The 12,859-nt window shown below is 70.4% G+C and carries 14 protein-coding genes; 7 read left to right on the forward strand and 7 right to left on the reverse strand.

Annotation, left to right across the window (positions count from 1 at the left end; all coding sequences use genetic code 11):
- Positions 1–47: 47 nt before the first annotated feature.
- Positions 48–494, reverse strand: coding sequence for a GatB/YqeY domain-containing protein (locus ACFO6Q_RS04990; RefSeq protein ID WP_380019455.1), 447 nt, complete (start codon positions 492–494; stop codon positions 48–50).
- 98 nt (positions 495–592) lie between these two features.
- On the reverse strand, positions 593–808 hold the full coding sequence (gene rpsU, locus ACFO6Q_RS04995; RefSeq protein WP_131996031.1) for a 30S ribosomal protein S21: 216 nt from the start codon (positions 806–808) through the stop codon (positions 593–595).
- A 57-nt stretch (positions 809–865) separates the two neighbouring features.
- Between rpsU and tsaD the strand changes: the two genes are divergently transcribed.
- Positions 866–1,927, forward strand: coding sequence for a tRNA (adenosine(37)-N6)-threonylcarbamoyltransferase complex transferase subunit TsaD (gene tsaD / locus ACFO6Q_RS05000; protein ID WP_380019456.1), 1,062 nt, complete (start codon positions 866–868; stop codon positions 1,925–1,927).
- Here tsaD and ACFO6Q_RS05005 read toward each other — a convergent pair.
- Together ACFO6Q_RS05005 and ACFO6Q_RS05010 are read right to left on the reverse strand one after the other, a co-directional pair.
- Entirely contained in the window at positions 1,881–2,822 is a 942-nt protein-coding gene (locus ACFO6Q_RS05005; protein ID WP_380019458.1) for an alpha/beta hydrolase, read from the reverse strand. The two genes, tsaD and ACFO6Q_RS05005, sit on opposite strands and share 47 nt — an antisense overlap.
- Before the next feature lie 43 nt (positions 2,823–2,865).
- Positions 2,866–3,579 (reverse strand): hypothetical protein, encoded by a 714-nt coding sequence (locus ACFO6Q_RS05010; protein ID WP_380019460.1) that lies wholly within the window; start codon positions 3,577–3,579, stop codon positions 2,866–2,868.
- A gap of 590 nt (positions 3,580–4,169) precedes the next feature.
- On the opposite strand from ACFO6Q_RS05010, the gene folB reads away from it, so the two are divergent.
- The 3 genes from folB (at position 4,170) to ACFO6Q_RS05025 (ending at position 7,044) form a co-directional block, all read left to right on the forward strand.
- Entirely contained in the window at positions 4,170–4,526 is a 357-nt protein-coding gene (folB, locus tag ACFO6Q_RS05015) for a dihydroneopterin aldolase (protein WP_380019461.1), read from the forward strand.
- A gap of 126 nt (positions 4,527–4,652) precedes the next feature.
- Positions 4,653–6,098 carry a circularly permuted type 2 ATP-grasp protein gene (locus ACFO6Q_RS05020; protein ID WP_380019463.1) on the forward strand — a complete coding sequence of 482 codons (1,446 nt, stop codon included), beginning with the start codon at positions 4,653–4,655 and terminating at the stop codon, positions 6,096–6,098.
- 1 nt (position 6,099) lies between these two features.
- Positions 6,100–7,044, forward strand: a complete 945-nt coding sequence (locus ACFO6Q_RS05025) for an alpha-E domain-containing protein (protein WP_380019464.1) — start codon at positions 6,100–6,102, stop codon at positions 7,042–7,044.
- On the opposite strand, the gene ACFO6Q_RS05030 is transcribed toward ACFO6Q_RS05025, so the two are convergent.
- Positions 7,041–7,793: a proteasome-type protease gene (locus ACFO6Q_RS05030; protein ID WP_380019465.1), complete on the reverse strand. Its 753-nt coding sequence runs from the start codon at positions 7,791–7,793 to the stop codon at positions 7,041–7,043. The genes ACFO6Q_RS05025 and ACFO6Q_RS05030 overlap by 4 nt on opposite strands.
- Positions 7,794–7,906: 113 nt before the next feature.
- On the opposite strand from ACFO6Q_RS05030, the gene folK reads away from it, so the two are divergent.
- Both folK and ACFO6Q_RS05040 read left to right on the forward strand, forming a co-directional pair.
- On the forward strand, positions 7,907–8,425 hold the full coding sequence (gene folK / locus ACFO6Q_RS05035) for a 2-amino-4-hydroxy-6-hydroxymethyldihydropteridine diphosphokinase (protein ID WP_380019467.1): 519 nt from the start codon (positions 7,907–7,909) through the stop codon (positions 8,423–8,425).
- Positions 8,426–8,478: 53 nt separating this feature from the next.
- Positions 8,479–9,024, forward strand: coding sequence for a hypothetical protein (locus tag ACFO6Q_RS05040; RefSeq protein WP_380019468.1), 546 nt, complete (start codon positions 8,479–8,481; stop codon positions 9,022–9,024).
- A gap of 296 nt (positions 9,025–9,320) precedes the next feature.
- On the opposite strand, the gene ACFO6Q_RS05045 is transcribed toward ACFO6Q_RS05040, so the two are convergent.
- Entirely contained in the window at positions 9,321–10,055 is a 735-nt protein-coding gene (locus ACFO6Q_RS05045) for a pteridine reductase (protein WP_380019469.1), read from the reverse strand.
- 74 nt (positions 10,056–10,129) lie between these two features.
- Here ACFO6Q_RS05045 and ACFO6Q_RS05050 point away from each other — a divergent pair, with 74 nt between their 5' ends.
- A complete protein-coding gene (locus tag ACFO6Q_RS05050) occupies positions 10,130–11,308 on the forward strand; it encodes a class I SAM-dependent methyltransferase (protein WP_380019470.1) in 1,179 nt (392 codons plus the stop codon).
- A 274-nt stretch (positions 11,309–11,582) separates the two neighbouring features.
- Here the strand turns inward: ACFO6Q_RS05050 and ACFO6Q_RS05055 are convergent, their stop codons facing one another.
- Positions 11,583–12,821 carry a multifunctional CCA addition/repair protein gene (locus ACFO6Q_RS05055; protein ID WP_380019471.1) on the reverse strand — a complete coding sequence of 413 codons (1,239 nt, stop codon included), beginning with the start codon at positions 12,819–12,821 and terminating at the stop codon, positions 11,583–11,585.
- Positions 12,822–12,859 lie beyond the last annotated feature (38 nt).

The raw sequence follows: 12,859 nt of genomic DNA on the forward strand, positions 1-12,859 counted from the left end.
GCGGCTCCACGGACGGAAGCCGCATTGTAGCGCCCGCGCCGAAGGCTTCAGCCGCCCAGCTTCTGCTTGACCAGGGCCGAGACCTTGCCCATGTCGGCGCGGCCGGCGACCTGCGGCTTGACCAGGCCGACCACCTTGCCCATGTCCCTGGCGCTGCTCGCGCCGGAATCGGCGATGGCCTTGCTCACGATCGCGTCGATCTCGGCATCGCCGAGCTGCGCAGGCAGGTAGGCCTGGATCACGCCGACCTCGAATTCTTCCTTGGTCGCGAGGTCTTCGCGGCCGGCGTCGCGGAACTGGGTGATCGAATCGCGACGCTGCTTGAGCATCTTCTCGATCACCGCGAGCACCTGGGTGTCGTCCAGCTCGATGCGCTCGTCGACCTCGCGCTGCTTGATCGCCGCGTTGATCAGGCGGATCACGCCGAGGCGGTCCTTGTCGCCGCCCTTCATCGCGGCCTTCATGTCTTCGCTGAGTCGGGCTTTGAGCGACATCGTGATCTCCTCAACACAAAAAGCCGGCAGTGCGCGAGCACGGCCGGCCGATGAACAGCCTCATCTGGAACGCGGCCCGGGCGGACCGCATCGCTGAATCAGTACAGGCGCTGGCGCTTGGTCACGTCGCGCGAAACGCGGCGGAGGTGACGCTTGACCGCGGCAGCGCGCTTGCGCTTGCGCTCCTGGGTCGGCTTTTCGTAGAACTCGCGCTTGCGCACTTCGGCCAGCACGCCGGCCTTCTCGCAGGTGCGCTTGAAGCGGCGCAGGGCAAACTCGAACGGTTCGTTTTCGCGAACTTTGACGCTGGGCATGACTTCTCCGTTGCAGAATCGACCCGGGCTGTCGGGCGAGCCGTGTATTCTATCGCGATGAATCAAGACTTTGCAAAGGCGGGCACGGCCGGCCCCGTGCTCGGCGTGGAAACCTCCTGCGACGAGACGGGCGTGGCGATCTTCGACCCGGGCGGCGGCGAGGGCGGCCGCGGCCTGCTCGCGCACACGCTGTACAGCCAGATCCGCATGCACGCCGACTACGGCGGCGTGGTGCCGGAGCTGGCCTCGCGCGACCACGTGCGCAAGCTGCTGCCGCTGGTGCGTGAAACCCTGTCACGGGCCGGCTTGACGGTCGCCGACCTCGGCGGCGTCGCCTACACCGCCGGGCCCGGGCTGGTCGGCGCCCTGCTGGTCGGCGCCACCGCGGCGCGCTCGCTGGCCTGGGCGCTCGACGTGCCGGCGATCGGCGTGCACCACATGGAAGGCCACCTGCTCGCGCCGCTGCTCGAGCCCGACCCGCCGCAGCCGCCGTTCGTCGCCCTGCTGGTTTCCGGCGGGCATTCGATGCTGATCGAGGTGAGTGCGATCGGCCGCTACCGCCTGCTCGGCGACACGCTCGACGACGCCGCCGGCGAAGCCTTCGACAAGACCGCCAAGCTGATGGACCTGCCGTATCCGGGCGGCCCGGCGCTGGCCAGGCTAGCCGAGCAGGGCCGGGCCGGCGCGTTCCGCTTCTCGCGCCCGATGACGGACCGGCCGGGGCTGGATTTCAGTTTTTCGGGCCTGAAGACCCAGGTGTTGCTGGCCTGGCAGGCCAGCGACCGCAGCGAGCAGACCAAGGCCGACGTCGCGCGCGCGTTCGAGGAGGCGATCGTCGAGACGCTGACCATCAAGTGCCGCCGCGCGCTGGCGCAGACCGGCGCGCGCTCGCTGGTCGTCGCCGGCGGCGTCGGCGCCAACCGCCGCCTGCGCGCGCAGCTGGCCGAGGCCGGCGCGCGCGAGGGGTTCCGCACGTATTTCCCGCGGCTGGAGTTCTGCACCGACAACGGCGCGATGATCGCGCTGGCCGGCAGCCTGCGCCTGAGCGCCGGCCAGCACGAGACGCCGGCGATCAAGGTGCAGCCGCGTTGGGACCTGGAGAGCCTGCCGGCGGCGTAGGCGTGGCGCCGGCGTTCGCCGCGTGCGGGTGCGCGCGCACGAAGGCGAGCAGGTCGTCCAGCACCGGCGCCCGAGCGTGCCGCGACGGTGACAACGCGAACAGCAGGGCGGAATGGTCGACGTCCGGGTAGAGCCGCAGCTCGGCCTCGTCGCCGTGCGCGCGTAGCGCCTCGGCCAGCAGCCGGCTGTTGGCCGGATCGACCTCGTCGTCGTCCAGCCCGTGCAGGAGCAGCATCGGCGGCTCGGCGCCGCGCACGAAGCCGAGCGGCATGGCGCTTTCCTGCACGGGTTCGTCGTCGCCGAAGACGGCGAGCATGTCGTCGTCGTCGGAATCCTCGGGCAGGAACAGGTAGACCCCGGCCAGGCCGATGCAGCCGGCGAGGTCGCGCGGCACGAGGCCGGCCGCGGCCAGCCAGGCGGGGTCGGTGGCGAGCAGGGCGGCGATGTGGCCGCCGGCCGAATGCCCCATCACGAACAGGTCGTCCGCATCGCCGCCGAACTCGGCCGCGTGCGCGCGCGTCCACGCCACGGCGCGCGCGGCGTCGCTCATGAAACCGTCTGGCGCCACGTCCGGAAACTTGCGGTAATCGGGAATCACCGCGACCAGGCCCTGCGCCGCCAGCGCACGCCCGACGAAGCGGTACCAGGCGCGCTCGCCGTGCGTCCAGTCGCCGCCGTAGAAGAACACCACCACCGGGGCGTGCGCGGCGCGTAGCGGACGATAGACGTCCAGGGACAGCCCGTGTGCGGAATCGAACTCCAGATCGCCGCGCAGCTCGACGTCCGCCGGCGCGCGCGCCGCATTCAGGCTGACGAACCATGCACCCTGGCAGCCGCCGAGCAGCAATGCCATGGCGACGATCAGCAGACGATTTGCAATTCCGGTCGACGACATCATCGATTCAGGGCAGCCCCGCCGTGCGGGCCGGGCTCCTTTGTCACTGCGGGAACTTGAGCAGCTCCCCGTTGAGCTGGCCGAAAACCTGCTCCGCCGCACGCTTCGCCGCAAGGCCGGGATCGTGCTTGAACTCCGAATACGAGGCGCGTCCGACGCCGGTCGCGCGCGTCTTCCACACCGGGCGGGAGGCGGCGTCCACGGCGTCGACCTCGATCGTCAGCGTGAATTCCGTCGGCGGCCACGTCAGCAGGCTGTCGGAGGACGAATTCGTCTCGAAATGTGGCCTGAAAACGAAGCGAATGGACTTTTCCGCGATGAAGGTCGCGTCGTTCGGATCGCTCAGCGGGTACACCCGCCCGAACACGTTCGAAAGCACCCTGTACAGCGGCGCCTCGAGATCCTTGTACGGCGCGTAGGCGACTTTGTCGCCGCCTCCGCCCGGAGTCGTGACGGTGCGCGCCCGATCGGCCGGATCGACGTAATACGCGACGTTGACATCGGCGCGGCGTTCGCCCGCAGCGGTCGGCCAGCGGTCGGTGTCCGGCGCGATCCGGATCGTGTGCGCGCAGCCTCCGCAGGCCGCGGCAGCGGCGAGGATCGTTGGCAACGCGAATGCGCGGAGCGGGTTCACGGCTTCAGCGCCGTGAGGAAGTCCTTGTCGACGTAGAGCTCCTTCAGCAGTGCCGTCACCAGCTCCGGATAACGCTCCAGCGCACGCGGAATCGCGACGGCGCCGATGAAATTCGAATCCCATTGGATTCGGGCGCTTTTCACCCTGTCGTAGGCAGTCACGCCGGCGCGGACCACCTTGAAGCGCGCTTCGATGTCCGCGGACGCCTTCGTGAAACCGGTGGCGTCGACGTCGTTCTTGAGCAATTCCGCGCCGATCTCGATCTGCGTATTACCGTCGAGCAGCTGCGCTTCGCGCAGTTCCTGCGTCAACGCTTCGCGAAGATAGTTCGAGTAGCTACCGTATGGCGACCGCATGGGACTGCCGCGCAGGCCGATCGATTCGTCGTGCGCTTCTTTGCCCTGGGCCGTGACGCTGCCGACCTTGACGCGTGCCTCGCCAGCGTCGCGCAGGAGCTGCACGTTGCCGATCACCGGCGTGTACTTGGGCGCGTTCATCGAGCAGCCGGCGAGCGCTGCGGCAAGAACGAGCAGGAAACTTCTGGCGAACCACTGGTGACGCATGTTCTCCCCCGAGAGTGAGCTGGACGGACCCCTGGCGCCAAGGACGCGACAGCGCGACTTGACCTCCGTAGTATGCCGGGCCGGTCGGGCCCGCGCACAAGGTACGAACGTCCTCGCGCCTCGACCCGGAACGGACAAGACGGAAAGCCCATGGACCGCGTTTTCATCGAAGACCTGCGCATCGAGACGATCATCGGCATCTACGACTGGGAGCGCACGACGCGGCAGACGATCGCGCTCGACGTCGAGATGGCGTTCGACAACACCCGCCCGGCGGCGACCGACCGCATCGAGGACACGCTGAACTACAAGGCGGTGTCCAAGCGCCTGATCGCCTTCGTCGAGAGCTCGCAGTTCGAGCTGGTGGAGACCCTGGCCGAGCGCTGCGCGCAGATCATCCGCGACGAATTCGGCGTGGGCTGGCTGCGCCTGAAGCTGTCCAAGCTCGGCGCGGTGACCGGCTCGCGCGCGGTCGGGGTGATCATCGAGCGCGGCCACCTTTCGTAACGATCCGGTTGCCCCGCATGGGGCCGCCCCGTCTCGACGGAACCGCGCGCGAAGTGCATGATGCGGTGCGACAACCCCCGCGGCACAGCGATCGTCCGCTGCGCCGCGCCGCGTCGAGGGCCGCGAATGAAGTGGGAAGGGTATCGATCATCGACCTACGATGAACTGTTCCGCTCCGACGGACAGCCCTGGCCCGCCGCGCGCAAGCTGGTCGACTACCTCCGCTCCCTCGGCGACCGCGACCTGGCCGAGCGCCAGCTCGCCGCCGACCTCGCCGCCCGCGTCATGGGCATCACCTTCACGGTGTATTCCGAAGGCCGCAACGTCGACCGCACGCTGCCGTTCGACGTGATTCCGCGCGTGATCCCGCGCCGCGAGTGGGAGCGCACCGAGGCCGGCCTGCGCCAGCGCGTGCATGCGCTGAACCTGTTCATCGGCGACGTCTACGGCGAGCAGAAGATCATCAAGGACCGCGTGTTCCCGCGCGCGCTGCTGAAGGATTCGGCCAACTTCCGCCCGCAGTGCGTGGGCGTGAAGCCTCCGCTGGGCGTCTGGGCGCACGTGTGCGGTTCGGATCTGGTGCGCGACCAGGACGGCACGCTGTATGCGCTGGAGGACAACCTGCGCATCCCCAGCGGCGTGTCGTACATGATCCAGAACCGCATGGTCGCCAAGCGCGTGTTCCCGGAGCTGTTCGAGACGACCACGATCCTGCCGGTGGACGACTATCCGGCGCAGCTCTACGACACGCTGGCCGCGCTGAGTCCGCGCCGCGGCCAGTCGCCGGTGATCGTGCTGCTGACGCCGGGCGTCTACAACAGCGCCTACTTCGAGCACTGCTATCTGGCGCAGAGCATGGGCGTGGAGCTGGTCGAGGGACCGGACCTGTTCGTCGATGACGACGACTGCTGCTACATGCGCACCGTGTACGGTCCGCAGCGCGTCGACGTGATCTACCGGCGCGTCGACGACCTGTTCCTCGACCCGGAAGTGTTCCATCCCGAATCGGTGCTCGGCGTGCGCGGCCTGATGCGCGCCTGGCGCGCCGGCAAGGTCGCGCTGGCGAACGCGCCGGGCGCCGGCGTCGCCGACGACAAGGTCGTGTTCGCCTACGTACCGAAGATGATCCGCTACTACCTCGGCGAAGAACCGATCCTGCCGAACGTGCCGAGCTACCTGTGCGCGAACGCGCGCGACCGGGCCTACGTGCTCGAGCACATCGCCGAGCTGGTGGTGAAGCCGGCCAACGAGTCCGGCGGCTACGGCATGCTGATCGGCCCGCGCGCGACGCGGCGCCAGATCGCGCAGTTCCGCGAGCGGATCGCGGAGAATCCGCGCAACTACATGGCGCAGCCGACGCTGTCGCTGTCGACCGCTCCGATCCTGACCCCGCGCGGCCCGTCGGCGCGGCATCTGGACCTGCGCCCGTTCGTGCTCTCGCGCGGCGACATCTACGTGACCACCGGCGGCCTGACGCGCGTGGCGATGAACAAGGGCTCGCTGGTGGTCAACAGCTCGCAGGGCGGCGGCGCCAAGGACACCTGGATCGTCGACCTGGAAGAGGCCAGCTGAGATGCTCTCGCGCGTCGCCGAGAACCTGTACTGGTTCAGCCGCTACCTGCGCCGCGCCGAGAACACCGCGCGCCTGGTCGGCGTCACCAACCAGCTGCAGCTCGACCTGCCGCGCAGCGTGCGCTTCGCCTGGCATCCGCTGCTCGACACGCTCGGCGCCGGCGAGACCTTCCATGCGCTGCATCCGGATTCCGCCGCTGCGGTCGTCGAGAGCGAGGCGGTGCATTTCCTGCTGCTCGACGAGCGCAACCCCAATTCGATGCTCAGCGCGCTCAAGGCCGCGCGCGACAGCCTGCGCTCGGTGCGCGAGACGGTGCCGGCGGAGTTGTGGGAGCGCGTCAACGGCACCTTCCTGTGGGTCGGCGAGAACGGCGAGCGCGCGCTGATGCGCCGCTATCGCATGGACTTGATCAACCGCGTGGTCGACGATTCGCTGACCGCCACCGGCATCCTGACCTCCAACGTCAGCCACGACATCGGCTTCCAGTTCCTGCGGCTGGGCACCGCGATCGAGCAGGCCGACATGACCACGCGCCTGATCGACGCAGGCGCTTCCGGGCTGATCCGTCCGCGCGCGGCGGAGGAACTGGACGCCTACCAGGCGACCCAGTGGATGAGCGTGCTGCGCTCGCTGGCCGCCTACCAGATGTACCGCCGCCACGTGCGCCAGCGCGTGAGCGCGCGGCAGGCGCTGCAGTTCCTGCTGCAGAACGCGGAATTTCCGCGCAGCGTGACCTACTGCCTGGCCGGCATCCGCCACACGTTGTCGCTGATGCCGCCGAAAGGGCGCGCGCCGGAGGAAGCACTCCGGCACACCCTCGCGCTCGCGCGCGAGGCCGACGCCGACGAGCTCGTCGAAAGCGGGCTGCGCGAATGGATGGACCGCATCCAGCTTGGCCTGGCGCAGCTGCACCACGCGGTCGGCGAGGCGTATTTCCGCGGCTAGGGCGCCGGCGGCGCGCGGGGCGCTTCCCATTCGAACGGCGGCAGGCCGCGCACCGCCGCGGCCAGTTCGGTCGACCAGGTCTCGCGGAACTCGACGTAGAACGGCGAATCCTGGCCCAGGCGCAGCCGGTGCGACAGCCGCAGGTCGCCGTCGCGGATCAGGGCCAGGTCGATGGGCGGGCCGACCGAGAGGTTCGAGCGGATCGCGGCGTCCATCGAAACGAGGGCGCAGCGTGCCGCGTCCTCGAGCGAAGTCTCCGGCCGGAGGATGCGGTCGAGGATCGGCTTGCCGTACTTCAGCTCGCCGCTCTGCAGGAACGGCGTCTCCGGCGAGGCGGCGATCCAGTTGCCTTGCGGATAGACGAGGAACAGGCCCGTCGCGCCGGTGCCGATCTGCCCGGCGAAGATCAGCGTCGCTTCCAGGTTGACGCCGTCCGCCGCCGCGCCGTTCGCCTTCTGCTGCGCTTCGACCAGCGCGCGGCCGAGGTAGTCCGCCGCCTCGAACAGGTCGGCGGCCGAGCGCAGGCTGGCGGTGGCGCCGGGCGTGTCCGCGTCGCGCGCGATACGCGCGAGCACGTTCTGCGTGGTGCCCAGATTGCCGGCCGACAGCAGCGCGAAGACGCGTTCGCCCGGGTACTCGAACGTGCTCAGCTTGGTGTGCGTGCGAATGTCGTCGAAGGCTGCGCTGGTGCGCGTATCGGCCGCGAGCACGAGTCCGGCGTCGACCCGGATGGCCACGCAATACGTCATTGCCGTTCCTCAACCTCAATGCAGGAGCCGCCTCCGCGGCTTCGCGATTGTAGGCAGGCTGCGGGGACTCTTGCCAGCTTGACGCGGCGGCGCACACGTGGAGGATGAAGCCAATGCATCGCGCCTGGCTCAGCCTCGGTTCCAATCTCGACCCCGAACGTCATCTGCCCGCCGCGCTGGCCGAACTGCGGACTCGCTTCGGCACGCTCGTCGTCTCGCCGGCGTATCGCTTCGCTGCGGTCGGCTTCGAGGGGCCGGCTTTCGTCAATCTCGCCGCCGGCATCGACAGCGATCTCGACCCGCACGCGCTGAACGACTGGCTGCACGCGCTGGAGGACCGCCACGGCCGCCGCCGCGACGTGCCGCGCTTCTCCAGCCGTACCCTCGACGTCGACATCGTGCTGTTCGACGACCTCGTGCTCAGCGGGCCGGGCAACCTGGAGATCCCGCGCAGGGAGCTCGCCGAGGCCTTCGTGCTGCGCCCGCTGGCCGACATCGCGCCGGACCTGCGCGAGCCGCGCAGCGGCCGATCGCTGCGCGAACTGTGGGCGGCGGCGTCTCCCGCCGACCCCGGCACGCCTGTCCATCTGGGAAATTCCCTAGCTTACGCCGGCCCCGCCGGGCTGGGATAAAGACCGCCCTGGTCGCGCCGGGGGCCTCGGAGGCGCGCGTCGGAGGAGGAGTCGTGGCACGTCTGCTCGAACACCTGTTCGCCACCGGGCCCGTACCGGTGGCCTTTCCGCGTCGCGCCGATCCGGTGGCCGCCGACGTGCCCGTGCGCTTCCGGCCGCGCCTGATCGCCCAGCTCCTGCAGGACAACGAGACGCTGCGCGCGCTGATCCGTTCGCTGCTGGACGTGTGCCGCGGACGCGACGAGGACGCCTGCATCAACGGCCTGCGCGAGGTCGCCGCGGCGTTCCGCCACCTGAGTCTGGTGAAGGCGACGCAGCTGTACCCGTACCTGCGCTGGGGGCTGGAGAACGACCGTTTCGCCGCGCGGCAGTTCAACGCCGTGCAGGCCGAGGTGCTGCGTGCCGTCCGCCGTGTGGAATCGATCTTCGAGGAATACCTCGACGGTCCGTGGCTGGTCGAGCAGCGCCAGCGCTTCCTCACCGATGTGGTGAAGGCGGCGCGACTGCTCGCCGGCGCGCTCAAGCACGAGGAAGCCGGCGTGTTCCCGCTCTACCTGCCGCCGGGGCAGTACCGTCACGTGCGCAACTCGGTGGCCTGAGCGGCTCCGCCCGCCACCGGTGTCGCGCAGACCGCTCGATCGCGCAGCCGAGGCTGCGCGATCGGGCCGCAATCCGTCAGCGCAGCATCACCAGCATCTGGATTTCGCCGCGGCCGGCCAGCGCCAGCGCCGGACCGGTCACCGCCCGCCCGGCGCCGGTGCGCGCGTTCATGGTGACGCCGGGATCGGTGGTGATGCCGCCGGCGACGCGCGGGGCGGACCATACGCCGGCCGAAGTTTCCACAATGCGAAGAAGGCCCAATTTTACGCAAGCCGTCCCCCGCGGCGCAGCGGATTCAGAGCAGCGCCCGCCCGCCGTCGACGCGGAGGATTTCGCCGGTCACGAACGCGGCGTCGCGCAGCAGCCACAGCGCGGTCGCGGCGACGTCCTCGGGCGTTCCCATGCGTTGCAGCGGCGTGCGCGCGATCAGCGCTTCCTGCTCGGCCGGCGGCTTGCCGGCGTCCGGCCACAGGATCGCGCCGGGCGCGATGCCGTTCACGCGCACGGCCGGCGCGAGTTCGAGCGCGAGTGCGCGCGTGGCCATCGCCAGCGCAGCCTTGGCCATGCCGTACACGCTGTGCTGCGCGAGCGGACGCTCGGCGTAGACGTCGATCAGGTTCACGATCGCGCCGCGGCTCGCCATGAGATGCGGCGCGGCCGCCTGCGCAAGGAACAGCGGCGCGCGCGCGTTGGCCGCGAACAGCTCGTCCCATTGCGCCGCGGTGATCGTGCCGAGCGGAGTCGGATGGAACGCCGAGGCGTTGTTGACGAGGCCGTCGAGGCGGCCGAAGCGCTGCACTGCCGCGTCGACGAGCGCGGGCAGGCGCTCGACCTCGGCCAGGTCGGCCTGCAGCGCCAGCGTGCTGCGCGGCCGCGCGCGCTCGAGCACGTCGATCAGTGCATCGAGTTCGCTGCGCGAACGCCGGCAGTGCAGGGCGAGGTCGTAGCCGGCCGCGTGCAGCGTGCGCGCGATCGTCGCGCCGATGCGACGGGCCGCGCCGGTGACCAGCACGACCGGGCGTTCGTTCATCGTTGAGTTCTCCCGGCCGGTCGCTATGCTGGCCACCTTTCGAGATTGCCGCAGAACGCCGCGCCGAGCCAGCCTTGAACACCGCCCTGCCAGAACCCGGTGCCGACGAACGCGCGCTGTCGGACCGGCTCGCCGCGTCGATCCGCGCCGAGATCGCCGCCAGCGGCCCGATGCCGTTCTCGCGCTACATGACCGCGTGCCTGTACGCGCCGGGGCTGGGCTACTACAGCGCCGGCCGCACCAAGTTCGGCGCGTCCGGCGATTTCGTCACCGCGCCGGAACTCGGTCCGCTGTTCGCGCGCAGCATCGCGCGCGCGCTGGCGCCGGTGCTGCGCGAACTCGGCGACGCGGCGGATTTCGTCGAGCTCGGCGGCGGCAGCGGCGCGTTCGCGCTCGACGCGCTGCGCGAGTTCGCCGCGCTGGACGCGCTGCCGCGCCGCTACCGCATCCTGGAGCCGAGCGCGGACCTGCGCCAGCGTCAGCGCGAGCGCGCCGCGCGCGAGCTGCCGGACGAGCTCGCGCAGCGCGTGGAATGGATCGAGCGGCCGCCGGAAGAGCCGTGGCGCGGCGTGCTGTTCGCCAACGAAGTCGTCGACGCGTTGCCGGCGACGCGCTTTGCGATGCTCGACGGCGAGGTGTTCGAGGAGCACGTCGCCGTCGATGGCGAGCGCCTCGTGTGTGTCGACCGTCCCGCCGACGGGCTGGTCGGCAGCGCCGTACGGGTGGTCGAGCGCTCCCTCGGGGCACCGTTCGACGACGGCTACCGCTCGGAGATCCTGCCGCAGCTGCCGTACTGGATGCAGGCGATCGGCGCCACGCTGGAAGCCGGAGCGATGCTGTTCGTCGACTACGGCTATCCGCGCCGCGAGTTCTACCTGCCCGAACGCCGCGACGGCACCCTGGTCTGCCACTACCGGCACCGCGCGCACGCCGATGCGCTGCTCTGGCCGGGCCTGCAAGACATCACCGCCTTCGTCGATTTCACCGCGCTGGCCGAGGCGGGCACCGGCGCCGGATTCGACTTCGCCGGCTACGCGCCGCAGGGCGCGTTCCTGCTCGCCAGCGGGCTCGCCGAGATCGTCGCCTCGGCGCCGGAGGGATCCGACCTCGAACGGCTGCGCCGCGCCGCCGAGACCAAGCGGCTGACCCTGCCCGGCGAGATGGGCGAGCGCTTCCAGGTGATGGCCTTCGCGCGCGGCGTCGAGGGCGTGCTGCCGGGCTTGCGCGCCGTCGACCGCTCGCGGCGTCTGTAGGGAATTCCCTCACCCGCCGCGCTGCGCGCGTCGGTCTCTCCCGCGAGCGGGAGAGGCGAACGGTCGTACGCCGTTTTCCCCTCTTCCTCTCGCCGGAGAGGTGGATGGTCGTACGCTGCTTTCCCCTCTCCCGCTTGCGGGAGAGGGCAGGGTGAGGGGCTTGGCGTGCGGACTTTCATCGGCGTTCCCTCACCCGCCGCGCTGCGCGCGCCGGCCTCTCCCGCCAGCGGGAGAGGCGAACAGCGTCGCACGCGGTCTTTCCGCGCTCGCGACTTCACTCCGCGGCTTTCAGGTCCCGCTTCACGCCCTCGATCGCTTTCACGCGCGCCTCGCGCATCGCCGCGCCGATCGCGGTGCCGGACAGGCCTTGCGCGACGAAGGTGGCGGCGCTGATCGTGCCGGCGGCGGCGCGCGCCGCGCGCAGGTAGTCGGCCTGCGGGTAGGGCGAGTCGGCATGGCCGAGACGACCGCGCTTGTCCGCCTCGCAGGCGAGCAGGAAGCCCTGCAGGCGCTCCGGGCGGCGGAACGCGTCGAGTTTTTCCAGCAGCTCGAGCACGGTCGAGGCGCGCAGCTCGAACGCGCGATGCGCTTCCAGATGGTGGCGGCAGACCAGCTCCGCCAGCGCGGCGTGTTCGGCCGGCACCTTCAGTCGCGCACACAGCGCGCGCAGCGGCTCGACGCCGTTGTGCTCGTGGCGCAGGTGACGCGGCAGTTCGTGCCTGGGCGTGAGCGCCTTGCCGAGGTCGTGGGTCAGCGCGCACCAGCCGATCAGGTCGTCGCCCGGCGCGAGCCGCGCCGCCATGCCGAGCACGAGCTCGACGTGCACGCCGGTGTCGATCTCCGGATGAAATTCGGCGCGCTGCGGCACGCCGTACAGCGCGTCGACCTCGGGAAACACCACGCGCAGCGCGCCGCAGGCGCGCAATGCGCGCAGGAAGGCCGACGGCGTCGGTTCGGCGAGCGCGCGGCGCGTTTCGGCCCAGACGCGCTCCGGCACCAGATGGTCGACTTCGCCGTCGGCGACCATCGAGCGCATCAGCGCGAGCGTCTCGTCGGCGATGCGGAAACCGAGCGAGGCGTAGCGCGCCGCGAAGCGCGCCACGCGCAGCACGCGCACCGGATCCTCGACGAAGGCCGGCGACACGTGGCGCAGCACGCGGTCGGCGAGGTCGCGGCCGCCGCCGTAGGGATCGACGATCGCGCCCTGCGCGTCGGCCGCCATCGCGTTGATGGTGAGGTCGCGGCGCTCGAGGTCCTGCTCCAGCGTGACCGAGGCGTCGGTGTGAAAGGCGAAGCCGCGATAGCCGTGGCCGGTCTTGCGCTCGGTGCGCGCCAGCGCGTATTCCTCGCCGCTGTGCGGATGCAGGAACACCGGAAAATCCTTGCCGACCGGACGGTAGCCGAGGCGGCGCATCTCCTCCGGAGTGGCGCCGACGACGACGTAGTCGCGATCGGCGACCGGCTTGCCGAGCAACTGGTCGCGTACCGCGCCGCCGACGAGATAGATCTGCATGCGGTCGATTGTGCCAGAGCGTGTGCAGCGACAACTTG

It is taken from the genome of Dokdonella ginsengisoli (assembly GCF_042652785.1).
GTDB classification, from domain to species: Bacteria; Pseudomonadota; Gammaproteobacteria; order Xanthomonadales; family Rhodanobacteraceae; genus Dokdonella_A; species Dokdonella_A ginsengisoli.

Coding starts and splice junctions, on each gene's coding strand:
- ACFO6Q_RS04990 (WP_380019455.1), bottom strand. CDS start 494: ATGTCGCTCAAAGCCCGACTCAGCGAAGACATGAAGGCCGCGATGAAG.
- rpsU (WP_131996031.1), bottom strand. CDS start 808: ATGCCCAGCGTCAAAGTTCGCGAAAACGAACCGTTCGAGTTTGCCCTG.
- tsaD (WP_380019456.1), top strand. CDS start 866: ATGAATCAAGACTTTGCAAAGGCGGGCACGGCCGGCCCCGTGCTCGGC.
- ACFO6Q_RS05005 (WP_380019458.1), bottom strand. CDS start 2,822: ATGTCGTCGACCGGAATTGCAAATCGTCTGCTGATCGTCGCCATGGCA.
- ACFO6Q_RS05010 (WP_380019460.1), bottom strand. CDS start 3,579: ATGGGATTCGAATTTCATCGGCGCCGTCGCGATTCCGCGTGCGCTGGA.
- folB (WP_380019461.1), top strand. CDS start 4,170: ATGGACCGCGTTTTCATCGAAGACCTGCGCATCGAGACGATCATCGGC.
- ACFO6Q_RS05020 (WP_380019463.1), top strand. CDS start 4,653: ATGAAGTGGGAAGGGTATCGATCATCGACCTACGATGAACTGTTCCGC.
- ACFO6Q_RS05025 (WP_380019464.1), top strand. CDS start 6,100: ATGCTCTCGCGCGTCGCCGAGAACCTGTACTGGTTCAGCCGCTACCTG.
- ACFO6Q_RS05030 (WP_380019465.1), bottom strand. CDS start 7,793: ATGACGTATTGCGTGGCCATCCGGGTCGACGCCGGACTCGTGCTCGCG.
- folK (WP_380019467.1), top strand. CDS start 7,907: ATGCATCGCGCCTGGCTCAGCCTCGGTTCCAATCTCGACCCCGAACGT.
- ACFO6Q_RS05045 (WP_380019469.1), bottom strand. CDS start 10,055: ATGAACGAACGCCCGGTCGTGCTGGTCACCGGCGCGGCCCGTCGCATC.
- ACFO6Q_RS05055 (WP_380019471.1), bottom strand. CDS start 12,821: ATGCAGATCTATCTCGTCGGCGGCGCGGTACGCGACCAGTTGCTCGGC.